The sequence below is a fragment of the Desulfovibrio mangrovi genome, from assembly GCF_026230175.1.
Lineage (GTDB): Bacteria > Desulfobacterota > Desulfovibrionia > Desulfovibrionales > Desulfovibrionaceae > Halodesulfovibrio > Halodesulfovibrio mangrovi.
The window spans coordinates 1,598,351-1,613,327 of sequence record NZ_CP104208.1 but is presented as its reverse complement, the minus strand read 5'-3'; the positions used below and the strand labels follow the sequence as shown (position 1 = coordinate 1,613,327).

Annotated in this window: 16 protein-coding genes; 13 read left to right on the top strand and 3 right to left on the bottom strand. The window is 57.4% G+C overall.

All coding sequences use genetic code 11. From position 1 onward, the window contains the following. Positions 1 to 8: 8 nt before the first annotated feature. The 13 genes from rbsB to N1030_RS07465 all read left to right on the top strand — a co-directional run bounded on the left by rbsB (position 9) and on the right by N1030_RS07465 (position 11,407). A complete protein-coding gene (rbsB, locus tag N1030_RS07525; RefSeq protein WP_265828646.1) occupies positions 9 to 884 on the top strand; it encodes a ribose ABC transporter substrate-binding protein RbsB in 876 nt (291 codons plus the stop codon). 68 nt (positions 885 to 952) lie between these two features. Beyond that, a complete protein-coding gene (gene rbsK / locus N1030_RS07520) occupies positions 953 to 1,879 on the top strand; it encodes a ribokinase (RefSeq protein WP_265828645.1) in 927 nt (308 codons plus the stop codon). 6 nt (positions 1,880 to 1,885) lie between these two features. Next, a complete protein-coding gene (locus tag N1030_RS07515; protein ID WP_265828644.1) occupies positions 1,886 to 2,890 on the top strand; it encodes a substrate-binding domain-containing protein in 1,005 nt (334 codons plus the stop codon). Between the two features lie 655 nt (positions 2,891 to 3,545). Then, positions 3,546 to 4,427, top strand: a complete 882-nt coding sequence (locus N1030_RS07510) for a universal stress protein (protein ID WP_265828642.1) — start codon at positions 3,546 to 3,548, stop codon at positions 4,425 to 4,427. A 12-nt stretch (positions 4,428 to 4,439) separates the two neighbouring features. After that, a complete protein-coding gene (gene atpD / locus N1030_RS07505) occupies positions 4,440 to 5,810 on the top strand; it encodes a F0F1 ATP synthase subunit beta (RefSeq protein ID WP_265828641.1) in 1,371 nt (456 codons plus the stop codon). Then, complete coding sequence (locus tag N1030_RS07500) at positions 5,807 to 6,190, top strand: F0F1 ATP synthase subunit epsilon (protein WP_265828640.1); 384 nt, start codon at positions 5,807 to 5,809, stop codon at positions 6,188 to 6,190. Before atpD ends, N1030_RS07500 begins: the two co-directional genes overlap by 4 nt. After that, positions 6,187 to 6,558: an AtpZ/AtpI family protein gene (locus N1030_RS07495; RefSeq protein ID WP_265828639.1), complete on the top strand. Its 372-nt coding sequence runs from the start codon at positions 6,187 to 6,189 to the stop codon at positions 6,556 to 6,558. Before N1030_RS07500 ends, N1030_RS07495 begins: the two co-directional genes overlap by 4 nt. Continuing rightward, a complete protein-coding gene (locus N1030_RS07490) occupies positions 6,551 to 6,850 on the top strand; it encodes an ATP synthase subunit I (protein WP_265828637.1) in 300 nt (99 codons plus the stop codon). The genes N1030_RS07495 and N1030_RS07490 overlap by 8 nt, the downstream gene beginning before the upstream one ends. Before the next feature lie 15 nt (positions 6,851 to 6,865). Beyond that, positions 6,866 to 7,561 (top strand): F0F1 ATP synthase subunit A, encoded by a 696-nt coding sequence (locus N1030_RS07485; protein ID WP_265828636.1) that lies wholly within the window; start codon positions 6,866 to 6,868, stop codon positions 7,559 to 7,561. A 2-nt stretch (positions 7,562 to 7,563) separates the two neighbouring features. Beyond that, positions 7,564 to 7,842 carry a F0F1 ATP synthase subunit C gene (locus N1030_RS07480; protein ID WP_265828634.1) on the top strand — a complete coding sequence of 93 codons (279 nt, stop codon included), beginning with the start codon at positions 7,564 to 7,566 and terminating at the stop codon, positions 7,840 to 7,842. Between the two features lie 229 nt (positions 7,843 to 8,071). Next, positions 8,072 to 8,989, top strand: a complete 918-nt coding sequence (gene atpF, locus N1030_RS07475; protein WP_265828632.1) for a F0F1 ATP synthase subunit B — start codon at positions 8,072 to 8,074, stop codon at positions 8,987 to 8,989. 19 nt (positions 8,990 to 9,008) lie between these two features. Further along, positions 9,009 to 10,529 (top strand): F0F1 ATP synthase subunit alpha, encoded by a 1,521-nt coding sequence (locus N1030_RS07470; RefSeq protein ID WP_265828631.1) that lies wholly within the window; start codon positions 9,009 to 9,011, stop codon positions 10,527 to 10,529. A gap of 2 nt (positions 10,530 to 10,531) precedes the next feature. Continuing rightward, complete coding sequence (locus N1030_RS07465) at positions 10,532 to 11,407, top strand: F0F1 ATP synthase subunit gamma (RefSeq protein ID WP_265828630.1); 876 nt, start codon at positions 10,532 to 10,534, stop codon at positions 11,405 to 11,407. A 244-nt stretch (positions 11,408 to 11,651) separates the two neighbouring features. Here N1030_RS07465 and N1030_RS07460 read toward each other — a convergent pair whose 3' ends face one another. From N1030_RS07460 to N1030_RS07450, 3 genes are all read right to left on the bottom strand, one after another. Next, positions 11,652 to 12,803 carry an ATP-binding protein gene (locus N1030_RS07460; RefSeq protein ID WP_265828629.1) on the bottom strand — a complete coding sequence of 384 codons (1,152 nt, stop codon included), beginning with the start codon at positions 12,801 to 12,803 and terminating at the stop codon, positions 11,652 to 11,654. A gap of 297 nt (positions 12,804 to 13,100) precedes the next feature. Beyond that, a complete protein-coding gene (locus tag N1030_RS07455) occupies positions 13,101 to 14,060 on the bottom strand; it encodes a tetratricopeptide repeat protein (protein WP_265828627.1) in 960 nt (319 codons plus the stop codon). 26 nt (positions 14,061 to 14,086) lie between these two features. Further along, positions 14,087 to 14,977: a type II secretion system F family protein gene (locus tag N1030_RS07450; protein WP_265828625.1), complete on the bottom strand. Its 891-nt coding sequence runs from the start codon at positions 14,975 to 14,977 to the stop codon at positions 14,087 to 14,089.

The following is a 14,977-nucleotide window of genomic DNA, read 5'->3' as shown; positions in this document are numbered from 1 at the left end:
CGTGTTGCATGAAAAGACTTCTGACTTCCCTTGTTGCCCTGGCGCTGATTCTGGGGCTTACCGTATCGGCGCAGGCCAAGGATTCCATTGCGCTGGTTGTTTCCACTCTCAACAACCCCTTCTTTGTTACCCTGAAGGATGGTGCCGTGAAGAGAGCCGGGGAAATGGGCTACGAGATCATCGTGCTGGATTCCCAGAACGATCCGGCCAAAGAACTGGCCAACGTTGAAGACCTTACCGTGCGCGGCGTAAAGGCCATCCTCATCAACCCCACCGATTCCGATGCTGTTTCCAACGCCATCCGTCTCATCAACAAGGCTGGCATTCCCGTGCTGACCCTTGACCGCGGTGCTGCTCACGGTGAGGTGGCATGTCACATCGCTTCCGACAACGTTGCCGGTGGCAAGATGGCCGGTGACTTCATGGCTGAGAAGCTGGGCAAGGGTGCCAAGGTTATCCAGCTTGAAGGTCTGCCCGGAACTTCCGCTGCCCGTGATCGCGGCGAAGGCTTTGCCGCTGCCGTAAAGGCCAACGGTTTCAACCTGCTGGCAAGCCAGCCTGCAGACTTTGACCGCACCAAGGGCCTGAACGTCATGGAAAACCTGCTCGCCAACCATGGAGATGTTCAGGGCGTATTTGCACAGAACGATGAAATGGCTCTGGGGGCTTTGCGCGCTCTGCAGGCTGCAGGCAAGAAGGTTGTGGTTGTCGGCTTTGACGGCACCGATGACGGTGTTGCTGCCGTGAAGAGCGGCACCATGACCGGTACCGTTGCCCAGCAGCCCGCGCTGATCGGTTCTCTGGGCGTGGAAGCCGCAGACAAGCTCCTCAAGGGACAGGCTGTAGAGAAGTCCATTCCCGTTCCCCTCATGGTTGTAAAGTAACTATTCCGTGTACAAGGTGCGCCGGGTATTCCGGCGCACCTTTGTCATTTCAGGCGAGGAGTATCCGCATGGCCGCAAAAAGGCTCATCGTTCTTGGCAGCGTCAATGCCGACCACGTTCTGCGCGTGGAGCAGTTCCCCCGTCCCGGAGAGACTCTTGTAGGGCATGATTATCAGGTCATTCCCGGTGGCAAAGGAGCCAATCAGGCCGTGGCGGCTGCCCGTTTCGGTGCGGATATCGGCTTTATCGCCTGTGTTGGAGCGGATGATTTCGGCTCCCGCATGATCAGTGAATTTCAGAAAGACGGCATGGATACCAGAGCCGTCATGCAGGTGCCGGACAAGCCTACCGGCATCGCGTTCATCCAGATAGCGGCCAGCGGAGAGAACTCCATCGTCATCTCTGCTGAGGCCAATGCTTGCCTCACGCCCAAGGCGATCGAACCTCATCTGGCTTACGTGCGGCAGGCGGAGACGCTGCTCATGCAGCTTGAAAGCCCCATGGAGACCATCATGCTGGCCGCGGATGAAGCGCGTAAAGCCGGTGTGACCGTGATTCTCAACCCCGCTCCGGCCCGTCCGCTTCCCGACGAGTTGCTGGCGTCCCTGACCATGATAACCCCGAACGAGACGGAAGCCGCCGTACTGACCGGCGTTGAGGTCAAAAGCGAGGCAGATGCCCGCAAGGCTGCTGCGATTCTCAGGGGCAAGGGGGTGGAATCGGTGATCATCACCCTTGGCGCGCAGGGGGCCTTCTACAGCGGGGCCGATGGTGACCGCCTTATTCCCGGCTTCCGGGTGCAGGCAACTGATACCACCGCAGCGGGCGATACCTTCAATGGAGCCCTTGCCGGCGCATTGCAGGAAGGGTTGGGCATTGACGAAGCCATTCGAATGGCCCATGCTGCCGCGGCTATTTCCGTTACACGACTGGGGGCGCAGACCTCTGTTCCGTACCGCACCGAGATTGATGAATTTTTAACCGCACATAGCTAGGCCCGCATGGCAACAATCAAGGATGTAGCAAAGCTCGCCGGAGTTTCCACCTCGACAGTATCACATGTGCTGAACGGCACGCGGTTTGTCAGCGACGAGGTCGCTATTCGGGTCCGGCAGGCCGTTCTCGAGTTGAGCTATCGTCCGTCTTCCATAGCCCGCAGTTTGAAGGTGAAGCGTACCAATACGCTCGGTATGCTGGTCTCCACCAGCACCAATCCCTTTTTTGCCGAGGTGGTTCATAACGTCGAGCGGCGTTGCTATGAGCGTGGCTATACCCTTTTCCTCTGCAATACCGACGGTGATGTGGTGCGTATGCAAGCGAGTCTTGATGCCCTTGAGGAGAAGAGGGTGGATGGGCTTCTGTTGTTGTGCAGTGAAGCTTCCAACGAGATTCTTCACCTGCTGGAGGTGGAACGTCGCACCCCTGTTGTGATTTTTGACTGGGGGCCGAACTCCGATATCGTGGACCGCATCTATGACAATTCCCTGTACGGGGGCTATCTCGCCACCCGTCATCTGATCGACATGGGGCATACCCGCATTGGGTGCATTACCGGCCCCATGGGCAGGCGCTCCGCCAGAGAGCGTACGGAGGGATTCCACAAGGCCATGGCTGAAGCCGGTCTGTCTGTCCGCTCCGAATGGATTGTCGGAGGCGATTACGGCTGCGAAGGCGGGGTTGCCGCCATGCGCGCTCTTCATGCCTTGCCCGAACGACCGGAAGCCCTCTTTGTCTGCAACGACATGATGGCCATGGGCGTGCTGTCTGAAGCGGCGACCCTCGGCATTCGCGTGCCGGAAGAGCTTTCCGTCATCGGATATGACGACATTCACATCGCCCGCTACATGACGCCTCCCCTGACGACGATCCATCAGCCCAAGGGAGAGATTGCCGCCATGGCCGTGGATACGCTCATTGACCGTCTGGACAGCAAGCGCGTCAGGGGAGAGGTTATCCTGATTGAGCCCTGCCTTGTTGAACGGGCGTCCGTTTGCCGAAAGCCATAGCCTTGTCGAAGTCTCAAGCACCGTTCCGTTGTTGAGAGAAGTGGCTGTACGCAGCCTGCGTTGATCTCTTGTCCTGAGACAACATGGGCAACTATCTGCCCGTTTGCCCATATTCTGATCAATCCACGGGGCACCGGAGCCATGCAACTGTAGCGGCTCTGGTGCCCCGTGTCGTTGCTGTCGGTGAGGCTGCTCCTTGTGAGGCTACTCTTTCCATAACGGAGCAGTGCATCGTTGGTCATGGGGATGCGGCTGTTTGGGAGCAGACTGGTATGCTCGTTGCCTTGTTGCAAAAGCAAGAGCCTGATGAGGATGAACGCCTTGTCAGGTCTTTCTTTTTTCGGGCTCTCACACAAAATCAAACCGATTCCTGCTGAGTTGGGGGAAAGCTCATGCCGTGCAGCTTCATATACTCCCTCCGATTCATGTTGGCTGGTTTTGGGGGAGAAATGGCTGGGTTGCACTATTCAGGGTGTACGGGAATCGTTTTTCAGGTAGAATGATGGTAACTTCCCTTGGAAATTATGCCTTGGAATGTGCAAGTCGAGCTGACTTCCGATGGCAGGACTAAACGTTGATGAACAGGCATTACGCCTTCCGGGAGGTTGAGACTCTGGCTCTTTGACTGGAACATGTCGTTAAGGAAGGTGTTGTCATGGCAAAACGGCATCTCTTGTTGCCTTTGCGGTGTGAGTCTGTTGCCATGTCAGGCGTGGATTTCATCTCAAGCTTTTTTTCGGATAAGCGAGAGGTCCGTCTGAGCTTGATGAATATTGTCCATTGTTCGCCCGAAACATGGGATCGCGGATATGGCAGAGGGGGCAATCTCGGTTCGCTGGACCTGTCTGCCGAGCGAAAAGGGCGGGAATGTCTGCATGAGATTCATGCCCGACTTGAACGCGAAGGCTTTTTGCCTGAACACATTTCCAGAAAGGTACTGCCAACGTCCGAAGCAAAGGCGCAGGTTATTGTCCGTGAGGGCAGCAAGGGCCTCTACGATGCTGTGGTGCTGGGGCACAGGGCTTTGGTCTCGCTTGAATGTCTGTTTGAAGGGAGCGTTTGCGGGGAACTGTTCGAATCTCTCGCGGAACGCATCGGCTTTCCCTTCTGGGTTTGCCGCAGGCTTCACCATCACCGGAAAAACGTCCTGTTGTGTGCAGACGGTTCGGAACCTTCCTTGCGGATCGCGGATCATGTCGGCTTCATGCTCGCAGCTGAACCGGCACATGATGTCACCATACTTCATATCAAGGATGCATCAAAAGAACGCAGGTTCACCGAAGACGAGGTCATGGAGCGTACGGTTGCGGCTGTCACCGGCGCCGGACTTGACGAGGGCAGGATCAGGCGTGTGGTGAAGGGAAGCGGTCCTGTTGCCAAAAGCATTCTGCAGGAGGTGCAGGAAGGCGGCTATGCTGTTGTGGCGGTCGGCAGTGCAGGGGCAGGGCATGGGTTTTTCAAGAAGATGTTCGTCGGGTCCGTGGCCAGAACTCTGTTCAGCGATCTGACAGGATCGGTTCTCTGGGTCTGCTACTGATACGGAGGCGACATGGAGGATAGATATCTCGGAACCGTTCATGCAGTCAGAGGAGGCATCGTGGATGTGGTGTTTCCCGAAGGACTGCCGCCTGTCAAATCCGTGCTTCGCGCGGGGCCGGATGCTTCGGTGATTCTGGAGGCCGTGGATCTTCTGGATGAGACGCTCCTGCGTGCCATTGCCCTGTCGCCCACCAGCGGTCTTGCCCGTGGGGATACCGTAACAGGCAGTGGCGAATCGTTGACTGCACCTGTCGGGGATTCCCTGCTGGGCCGCGTGTTCAACGTGTTTGGCATGCCTTCGGATGGGGGGGAATATCCTGAAGATGTGGCCGTCCGAACCATACATTGTGGTCCCATGGAATTGGCGGAGCGGGTCACCCGTGAAGAAATCTTCGAGACGGGCATCAAGGTCATAGATCTGCTGTCTCCTTTGGAAAAAGGCGGCAAGGGAGGCCTGTTCGGCGGGGCGGGCGTCGGCAAGACCGTTCTCATCACGGAACTCATCCACAACATGGTGGGGCGGCACAAGGGCGTATCCATTTTTTGCGGCATCGGCGAACGCTGCCGCGAGGGCGAGGAACTCTATCGGGAGATGGGAGAGGCGGGCGTGCTGGGGAACACGGTTATGGTGTTCGGGCAGATGAACGAACCTCCCGGAGCCCGTTTCCGCGTGGGCAACGTGGCGCTGACCATGGCGGAATATTTCCGGGATGATCGGGAGCAGGATGTGCTGCTGCTCATCGACAACATATTCCGCTTCATTCAGGCAGGCATGGAGCTTTCCGGCCTGCTGGGGCGGCTGCCCTCCCGCATGGGCTACCAGCCCACGCTGGGACCGGAGCTTGCCGAGCTTGAAGAGCGCATTGCCAGCAGCAGCAAGGCGGCCATTACCTCCATTCAGGCCGTGTATGTTCCGGCTGACGACCTGACGGACCCTTCTGCCACGCATACGTTTTCCCACCTTTCCTCTTCGATCGTTCTCTCGCGAAAGCGGGCAGGCGAAGGTTTTTATCCTGCCGTGGATCTTCTCAAATCATCGTCCATGATGCTGTCGCCACACGTGGTGGGCCAGCGGCACTATGCTGTCGCCCGCGAGGTGCGCCGCACTCTGGCTGTCTATGAGGAGCTTAAGGACATCATCGCTATGCTGGGGCTTGAGGAGCTTTCCCGTGATGACCGCAAGGCGGTTCACAGAGCCCGGCGTCTGGAACGGTTTCTGACGCAGCCGTTTCATACCACCCGGCATTTCACGGGGCGGGAAGGGCGCACGGTGCCCTTGGCGGCCACTGTGGAGGGGTGCGAACGCATCCTGAACGACGAATTCGAGGGGGTGCCCGAAGATAAACTCTACATGATCGGTGACATTGGAGAGGCGTCATGATGCAGTTGCGGCTATTCCTGCCTTCCAGAATTTATTTGGAAACGGAGGCGCTCGCGGTGAAAGGGGAGAGTCTGGAAGGAGGCTTCACCCTTCTGCCTCGCCATATAGACATGGCTACCGTGCTGATCCCCGGCCTCCTTTCATACGTCACGCCGGATGAAGAGGAACTGTTTGTGGCGGTGGATGCGGGCATTCTTGTCAAACGCGGGGAGAGCGTGCTTGTCACAGTGAAGCGTGCCGTATCCGGCGAACTGGGCGCCCTTGAAGAAGAGGTGCGGCGTATTGAGGAGGCAGCGGGAGAGCGGGAGCGTGCCACCCGTGCCGCCATGGCCCGTCTGGAGGCCGGTTTTGTGCGGGGATTTTTGGAGTTCGGCAAATGAGCGAGAACAGGAACATGCCGGAAACTAACGGCAAGTCGGCCAAGCTTAAGCGGCATTCCGGCAAGGCAAAGGATTTTCCCTCGCACGTTGCGGCAAGGGAACGCAGAAAGCTCAAGGCGGGCAGGACGAAACCGCTGGGAGCCTGGTACGGGTTGGGGATGTTCGGGGCTGTCGGATGGTTCGTTGTCGTGCCCACGTTAATAGGCATCTTCACAGGAGTGTGGATCGATCTGAAGTGGCCGGGGCCGTATTCGTGGACACTCATGCTCATGGTGCTCGGTCTGGGGGCGGGCTGCCTCGGGGCAGGAGTCTGGTTGAACCAGCAACGCCAGAAGGTTCTCAGGGAACGGGAGAACGACGATGGTTGAAACAGCGGCAGCTCTTGGCGGACACTGGAGTAGCGCCTTCCTCATGGGGCTTGTTGTGGGGAGCGCGCTTGCCGTTTGTCATTTCGGAGCGCTTTGGGTTTCGCTGCGGTATGTGCCGCGCATTTCGCGTCCGCGTTTGTGGTTCTGGTTGTGTTTTCTGGTGCGGTATTTCGTGACGCTTGGCGGCATGTCGTCGCTTATTGGCAGCGGACCTGCCATTGCTGCAGCCTGTATCGGCTTCTACGGCATCAGGATGGTCATGCTGCCCAGGCTGTGCGGCATCAATTCCTGACGAAGCGGGGAGTATATGGAGATCAGCCCTGACAGTATCGAATACACCAGATGGGGCTTGGCTGTTCTTAACGCCACCATTCTTTATACGTGGGGGGTGATGCTCCTCATCGTGCTTTTCTCATGGTCGGTGGTCAGGCGGTTGACCAGTTCGACGGATTTCGACTTTTGTCAGAACCTGCTTGAAGTGCTGGTGGGCAACCTGCTGAACCAGATAGAAGATGCTACAAGGCAGAACCCCGCACGTTTTCTCCCATTTCTGGGAACCCTGTTCATCTTTATTCTCGTAAGCAACATCCTTACGTTTGTGCCGGGATTCAAGCCCCCCACGGGGTCTTTGTCCACCACCACGGCCCTTGCGTTGTGCGTATTCTTTGCCGTGCCGTATTACGGTATTCGGGAACATGGGCTGAAGAATTATCTGGCGGGGTATCTCCAGCCGACTCCCTTCCTGCTGCCTTTCAATATTTTCGGGGAGTTGTCCCGCACTGTGGCGCTTGCCCTGCGCCTCTTCGGCAACATCATGAGCGGCAGCATGATGGGGGCCATTCTCCTGCTGCTCGCGCCCTTGTTCGTGCCGGTTGTCATGCAGCTGGTAGGGCTGCTTATCGGTGTGGTGCAGGCCTATATTTTTACAATGCTTGCGGCTGTGTTCATCGCTTCCGGTATGGAGGCGCATACTGAAACCGCCAAACGGAAACAGAAGGAGTGACCATGGACACAATGGGCTGGATTGCTGTGGGATCGGTTCTCGCAGCGGGCATCTGTATGGGGCTGGGCGCCATCGGATCTGCCATCGGCGAGGGCATTGCGTTGTCGCGGGCGTTGAGTTCCATCGCTCAGCAGCCGGATGAAACCAACACCATCATCAAGTTCTTGTTCGTGGGCATGGCCATGGTGGAATCGACGGGCATCTATTGTTTGGTCCTGTCCATGATTCTGCTCTTCGCCAACCCGTTTTGGGCATACTTTCTGGAAAAGGCGGGCGGCTAGGAAGGAAAGAACGTCGGCCCTGTTGGTTGATGCCTGATTGATTGGCGTGTTGCTGACTGTATGTGTCCCTTGATGATGCCAAGCGGCGTAACAGGGCCGTTGGTTCCGGACTTGTCGGCAACCTGCGTTGAGCGTCATGTTCCGTATGTGTGCTCTGCACGTTTCCTGTCGCGTCGCAACGGTCTCAATGGTTGCGGACGCAAAAGAAGTCTTGGTCGGAGGAACGCGAATGCTGGTGGATTGGTTCACCGTGGCGGTTCAGGCCGTTAACTTCCTGATCCTCGTTTTTCTGCTGAAACGCTTTCTGTATGGCCCGATCATGCAGGCCATGGACGAGCGGCAGAAGCGGGTCGCTGACGAAGTGCGCAAAGCGCATGATGCACGGCAGGAAGCGCAGGAGCACGCGGGAGCCATGCGTCAGCAACGGGATGAGCTTGAGCAGGCCGGTGAGGCTATTATGGCCGAGGCGCGGGATAAGGCTGACGCATGGCTGGAGGGCGCGTTGGAAGAGGCCCGGAATGCTGTAGCGGGGGAGCGCGCGACATGGCTGCAGGCTGTGGAGCGTGAGCGTCGGACCATGGCCGGACGCGTGCGTCAGGGCATCGCGGAGGAGGTTGTCTCACTTTCCGGAAAGGTGCTTCGCGATCTTGCGGACGAAGGGCTGGAGGAACGGCTGATCGCAAGCTTTGTGCGAAGGTTGGAGGTCTATGAAGGGGATGTATGTCCTCCGCCATCCTCTGGCAGCCCGGAGGGGGATTTCTTGAACGAGCCGCCCGCCGGTGCGGAAGGCTCCGGATACATTGAGGCCCCGGTTTCAGGTGCTGAGGTGGGGATGCCGGAAGCGGACATGCCCGAAGGGGACAGCGGCTCGGATGATGGCGCGGAGCAGGACATGGCTGCCGTGTATTCTCCTGTGATACGCCTCGGCTTTTCCTTGAGCGATTCGGCGCAGGCTGAGCTTTGTGATGCCGTGGTCAGGCGTTTTCCCGATTGCGGCGAACCAGAGATTCGTCTCGAACCGGAATTGGGCTTTGGTCTGGCGTTGCTGGTTCATGACCGGAAGTGGGAATGGTCTCTGAAGGCCTATCTTGAAGGTGTTGAAGACGAGATACTGTCGGTGCTGAGTGGCGCGGACACTGGGCGGTAGCCAGAATGGAGACTCTGTGATGAGCGGTGAGTTTCTTGAAAAGACCATCAACGAGGCGCTTGATGCGGTAGCCGAGGGGATTGCCGGTTACAGCCCCGAGCTCGGGCCGCAGGAAGTGGGCCGCATCATTTCCGTGGTTCAGGGCGTTGTTCAGGCCGAAGGACTTGGTTCCGTCCGGTCAGAAGAGCTTCTCATGCTCGGTTCCGGTGTTCCCGGTCTGGTGCTGGATATTCTGCCGGACAAGGTGGGCATCGCGTTGCTCGGCACCGGGGACACCCTGATGGCTGGTGATGAAGTGGAGCGTACGGGGAGCGTTCTCGATATTCCGGTGGGAGAAGCGCTCATCGGGAGAGTGGTGGACCCGCTCGGCAGGCCGCTGGATGGCCGGGGCCCTGTTTCCTGCACCGAGCGCCTGCCCGTGGAACGCGAAGCACCGCCGATTCTGCATCGTGCGCCCGTGAATGCCCCTTTGCAGACCGGTTTGAAGGTGCTTGATACGCTCATTCCCATCGGGCGGGGGCAGCGCGAGCTGATCCTGGGCGACCGTCAGACCGGCAAAACGGCCATTGCGCTGGATTTGATATGCAATCAGCCACAGGGAGACGTGGTGTGCATCTACTGCGCCATCAGCCAGCGCAGTTCCAGTGTGGCCCGCACTCTTGCGGAAATGGAGCGTCGCGGGGCCATGGCCTATTCGTTTGCCGTGGTGGTGGAAGGCGGCGATTCACCTGGAATGCAGTATATAGCCCCTTATTCGGCAACAGCCATGGGGGAATATTTCATGCGGCAGGGGCGGGATGTGCTCGTGGTCTATGACGATCTTACCCGTCATGCGCAGGCATACCGCCAATTGTCGTTGCTGTTGCGCCGTCCCCCCGGGCGCGAGGCGTTTCCCGGCGATATTTTCTACATCCATTCGCGGCTGCTTGAACGTTCCACGCGCCTCAAGGCGGAGCACGGAGGCGGCACGCTCACCGCGCTGCCCATTATCGAGACTGAGGCTCAGAACCTCTCGGCCTATATTCCAACTAACCTTATTTCCATTACGGACGGCCAGATATATCTCAATCCAGATTTGTTCCATAAGGCCATTCTTCCGGCCGTGGATGTGGGCAAGTCCGTTTCCCGCGTGGGCGGACGGGCGCAATTGCCGGGATATGCCAAGGTCGCCGGGGAATTGCGTCTTACCTATTCGCAGTTTCAGGAACTGGAAGCCTTTGCACGTTTCGGTACCCGACTGGATGAGGACACCAGAACTAAGCTGGAGCACGGGCGCAGGGTGCGTGAGATTCTCAAGCAGGACAGGTTCTCGCCGCTGACGCCGGGTGAACAGGTTGCCGTGCTACTGGCCGTTGCGGAAGGATTGTTCGACGCCTTGCCTGTGGAAAGGATGGGCGATGCGCAGGCCGTGGTCATCAAGGCCGCAGCGGATACGTTTGGCGATGTGGAGCGTCTGGCACGGGCGCAGGGCAAGCAGGACCCAGTCTGGCAACAGGCAATTGGGGCGTTTGCAGCGGCTCTGGCGGCCATGGAGAAGTGACCATGCAGGGATTGCAAGCTCTCTCCAAGCGCATTCATACGGCGACGGAACTGCTCGGAGTGGTGAAGACCATGAAGAGTCTGGCGGCTGTGAATATACGTCATTTCGAGCAGGCTGCGCGATCGTTGGAAGAATACGCTGCGGTGGTGGAGATGGGCTGGCATGTGTTTTTGCGTGGGCAGGGGGCTTCTCAGCGTTTTCCGGTGTCCGGCACTGCCGTGGTGCTGGCCGTGGGGTCTGATCAGGGCATGTGCGGGCAGTTCAATGAGGTTGTGCTGGAAAGGACATTGGAAGAGGGCAGGCTGTTGCGTGATTCGGGGCTTTCCGTCGTCCTGTGGGGAGTGGGGGAGCGGATCCGGTTGGGGCTGGAGGATGCAGGTTTTCCCCCCGCTCAGACATTTCCCCTGCCCGGCACCTTGTCCGGAGTGAATGCCGTGGTCGGGGGCATAGTGCAGCATATGGCCGAGCATGTGCCCGAGAGTAGCGCGCATAGGCTGCACGTGGTGTTCAATGCCCCTGCAGGCGGGCAGGGATATGCCGTGTGTCATGAACGCGTCCTGCCTCTGGACAGGGAATGGGGACAGCGTGTGCTTGACCGCAAATGGCCCGGACGATGCCTGCCGCAACGTGGAGCGTCTGCCCCCGTGCTGTTCGCGGGACTGTTCGAGCAGCATCTTTTCGTATCCTTGTACGGAGCCGTTGCCCGGTCACTGGCAGCGGAAAACGCCGCACGGCTCTCTTCCATGCAGGCGGCCGAAAAGAACATCATGGAGATGCTGGACGAATTGCACGCGGCATTCCGCGATGCCCGCCAGTCCGCAATTACCGGTGAATTGCTTGATATCACCGCAGGGTTTGAGGCCCTTATGGGGAGTTGAAGCGGAACTGGGCGGCAGGTGATGTGATCTGAGCATAAGGCATAACTGTGTAAATTGGCTGGCCGAAACGGTAAGCAGAGGCTGTTTTCTGCAGGCAAGAAAGAATCCCTCCATCGCTTGATGGAGGGATTCTTTTGTATAGTCGTTGTTAGAGTAAGCTAAGTCGGTTCCGGTAACGGATTGGAACATGTGATTTTGTCTGTCACGGGTGTCGCATTGGTCTCCCGTTTTCGGAATAAGCCTGTCATGCCGGCTTCATGCGCGGGTTTGGAGGCTGCGATACAGGGAAATCCAGATGCACACATACTCCGCCCTTGGTGGGACACACCGAAGGCCAGACGCGTGCCGTGCCCCCCATGACCATCATGGCACGCCGAACCTTGCAAAGCCCCATGCCCACCCCCGAGGACTTGGTGGTGAAGAACGGGTCGAAAATGTAGGGGAGAATGTGCTCGGCTATGCCGCAGCTGTTGTCTTCGTATGTCACCCTGAGGGTCTTGGCGTTCTTGTGGGTGGAGATGGTCGCAATCGGATGCAGGTTATGGGAGGCAAAATCAAGGGTGTTTGCCACGAGTTCAGACAGGATCAGGCGCAGCAGGAAGGGGTCGGCCCATAGGAGATCGCTGTCTTGATCCGCGTCCGGGGGCTCGCAGGTCATGTCGTTGATCGTGCAGACATATTGAGGATTGTTTTTGCAAAAGGCATCCAGCCAGCTGGCAAATACCTCCAGAATGGAAACCCAATCCGGCTGACGGGCGTGGATGGATACGAATCCGTTAAGTTCCTTCACTATCCCTTCGAGCTTTATCGATTCCTCACGAATGACGTTCAGTCGTTCCGGCTTTGTCAGTGTCATTTGTTCTCGCATCAGCAGGTTCACCTGCCCCCCGATGACTGTCACAGGATTGCGAACCTGATGCGCAACCGCTTCGGCAAGGTTGAGGAGCGCCACTTCCCGTTCGTTTACAATCGATGCGATACGCTCCAAGGCGTCCCGCTCATCCTCATGTTTGCTGTTGATGGCGGTCATATCCTGCATGATAACGGCTATGCCGAGCATCATGTCGTTATGCTTGATGAAGGAGGAGAGAATGCCAAGGTCGACGAATGCCCCATCCTCTCTTTCAAACGAGACGTATCGGTTCAGGGACGGCAATTCGCCATGGATGACGTCTGTGAGCAATTGATGAAATGCGAGATTCCTGTGGCCGATGTCGAATACGTCCACCCAGACTTTGCCCCGCGCATGATTCTGGCTCAACCCGATCATGGAGCAAAGCGCCTGATTGATGGCAATAATGACCCCGGCGGGATCAATGACCATGATACCCACAGGCAGACGTTCAAACACGGCCTGAACAAATGAGGTGGAGAAGGGATCTTTGCATTCATCCATGAGAACACTCCGTGATTAATCAGCTTGTTGTATACCGTGTTTGGGCGGCAGGTGTGATTATAATCTGTTCCATGGGCGATGGGATGGCTGTGCAGGCTGTGTTCTTGTGAAAACCAGTCCCTGATGGCGGCGGCTGAAGATCAGGGGCCTGTTCCCCTCCGTATTCTGAGTGCTGGGCAACAGTAGGCCCGGGAAATATACTCCCGGGCCATGAGAATGGAGCTAGACCATGAGACCTAAGGCAGTGCCGTACGGGTATACCGTCACCACCTGCATGGCCTTCGTTCCAACAATTTGTCAGTCGATGGTTTTCAGCAGAAACTGGAAGCGATTATCCCATTCAGGTGAGGATACCTTGACGGTTTGTTTGGTGAAGAGCGCAGCCTTGGCCCGGTTCAGGTTTTCACCAGCTTCCTGATAGTAGGCGGAATGGAGCGAAAGAGCTTTTTCAAAGCAGGTTATGGCCTTTCGGTATTCTCCCTTCTGATACAGCACGTAACCGATATTGTTGAAGGCACGTGCTTCGTCGCCTGCCAGTTTGAAGGCTTCAAGGGCATCTTCGTATTGTTCCTTTTTCGCCAGTGCCACGCCGAGGTTGTTGTAGACCTTGGGTTCGGTGTTTCCGGCCTTGATGGCGGCAAGGAATTTGGGGATGGCCTTGTCCAGCTTTCCCTGCAACATGTAGTTCAGCCCTTGGTTGTTGAGCACGTCGCCATTCGTGGGGACGCACTTGTAGGCGCGTTGCAGATACAATTCTCCCTGTCTGGTTTCCATCTCCCAGTCGTGCATGATACCGAGCAGGGCATATGCCTCCCAGGTTTCGCACTTGTCGCGTTTTGCCTTGTGCAGGTGTTGGGCGGCTTCTTTGTTTCTCCCTACGGCGAAGTATACCTTGCCCACTCCCAAATGGGCATCAGAGCGGTCTGGAGATTTTTCCAGTACTGCCATGTACTCATTGAGCGCTTTTTCCATGAGTTGTTTACGGAAGAGCAGATCGCCCCTCTTCATTCGCAGGTCCAGATTGTCCGGCTGGAGCTTGAGCGCCTTGCTATAGTCAAGATAGGCTTCTTCAAGATTTCCCTGTCTGACATTGGCGTCCCCCTGGCTCATGTAGCCTTCCCATGTCAGGGGCTGTTCCTTGTCGTGCTGCGCCAGCCATTCTCCCATGTCCGCGCTGGATTCCTTGGGGGACTTGCAACCGGCAAGCAAAGCGATTGCGCCTAACAGCAACAGGATGCAAAGTATGGAATTGCGCACAGCTACCTCTCCTTGGATGTCTGGAATTAGAACATTTCCGAAATACGGATTGAGGCCGGTCCGAGGATGATCACCAGAAGCATGGGGAAAATGAACAGCACGACAGGGAGCAGGAGTTTGACAGGCAGCTTTCCTGCGAGTTCCTCCGCCTGCTGGAAGCGCTTTGTCCGCAGGGTGTCTGAAAAGACGCGCAAGGTCTGGGCGATGCTTGTTCCGAATGTGTCGGCCTGAATGATCAGGCTGGTCAGCCCTTCCAATTCATCAACCCCTACACGTGTCGCCATTCTGCGCAAGGCTTCTGCCCGTCCCTTGCCGGCCAGTATTTCGAGCGACATCCGACGTAACTCCTTGTACATGTTGGGGCAGCTGGTGGATATTTCCTGAGTCACGCGCGAAATGGCCTGTTCCAGTCCCATACCGGCCTCAACGCAGACGACCATGAGGTCGAGGATTTCCGGTAGTTCCCACAGGATGGCCTTTTTACGGCCTTCAATGCGCAGGTTGAGCAGGGACGAGGGCAGCATGAAGCCGCCTACCGCGAACAGCACTTGCCCGAGCCGTATTTCATCCAGGCTCAGGACATCCTGATTATGCACGCCTATGTAGAACAACATAACCGCTCCGGCCGTGGCGAAGGCGAAGCGGAGCAGCCAGTATACTGCCGGGGCGATGGGCGATGTCCAACCGGCCCAGAACAGGCGCAACCGCAGCTTGCTCAGGGAACCGTAGTCGCTGATCAACAGGATGTTCTGGGCGGTTTCCTGCTTTGCGGCTTGTGTGCCGGGTTGCTTGAAACGTTGCAGACGGTCATGAACCTCGCTTTTTACCCCTCGGTTCGTGAACAGGTTCATGATGAACAGGGCTGCGACCATGATGGTCATGCCGACAAGATAGGGTAGGAATTGTTCCGGTTTCAT

Excerpts from the sequence above, each read along its gene's own strand:
- N1030_RS07470 (WP_265828631.1), top strand. The coding sequence starts at position 9,009 with ATGAGCGGTGAGTTTCTTGAAAAGACCATCAACGAGGCGCTTGATGCG.
- N1030_RS07460 (WP_265828629.1), bottom strand. The coding sequence starts at position 12,803 with ATGGATGAATGCAAAGATCCCTTCTCCACCTCATTTGTTCAGGCCGTG.
- N1030_RS07465 (WP_265828630.1), top strand. The coding sequence starts at position 10,532 with ATGCAGGGATTGCAAGCTCTCTCCAAGCGCATTCATACGGCGACGGAA.
- N1030_RS07510 (WP_265828642.1), top strand. The coding sequence starts at position 3,546 with ATGGCAAAACGGCATCTCTTGTTGCCTTTGCGGTGTGAGTCTGTTGCC.
- N1030_RS07450 (WP_265828625.1), bottom strand. The coding sequence starts at position 14,977 with ATGAAACCGGAACAATTCCTACCCTATCTTGTCGGCATGACCATCATG.
- atpF (WP_265828632.1), top strand. The coding sequence starts at position 8,072 with ATGCTGGTGGATTGGTTCACCGTGGCGGTTCAGGCCGTTAACTTCCTG.
- rbsB (WP_265828646.1), top strand. The coding sequence starts at position 9 with ATGAAAAGACTTCTGACTTCCCTTGTTGCCCTGGCGCTGATTCTGGGG.
- N1030_RS07515 (WP_265828644.1), top strand. The coding sequence starts at position 1,886 with ATGGCAACAATCAAGGATGTAGCAAAGCTCGCCGGAGTTTCCACCTCG.
- N1030_RS07495 (WP_265828639.1), top strand. The coding sequence starts at position 6,187 with ATGAGCGAGAACAGGAACATGCCGGAAACTAACGGCAAGTCGGCCAAG.
- N1030_RS07500 (WP_265828640.1), top strand. The coding sequence starts at position 5,807 with ATGATGCAGTTGCGGCTATTCCTGCCTTCCAGAATTTATTTGGAAACG.
- rbsK (WP_265828645.1), top strand. The coding sequence starts at position 953 with ATGGCCGCAAAAAGGCTCATCGTTCTTGGCAGCGTCAATGCCGACCAC.
- N1030_RS07485 (WP_265828636.1), top strand. The coding sequence starts at position 6,866 with ATGGAGATCAGCCCTGACAGTATCGAATACACCAGATGGGGCTTGGCT.
- atpD (WP_265828641.1), top strand. The coding sequence starts at position 4,440 with ATGGAGGATAGATATCTCGGAACCGTTCATGCAGTCAGAGGAGGCATC.
- N1030_RS07490 (WP_265828637.1), top strand. The coding sequence starts at position 6,551 with ATGGTTGAAACAGCGGCAGCTCTTGGCGGACACTGGAGTAGCGCCTTC.
- N1030_RS07480 (WP_265828634.1), top strand. The coding sequence starts at position 7,564 with ATGGACACAATGGGCTGGATTGCTGTGGGATCGGTTCTCGCAGCGGGC.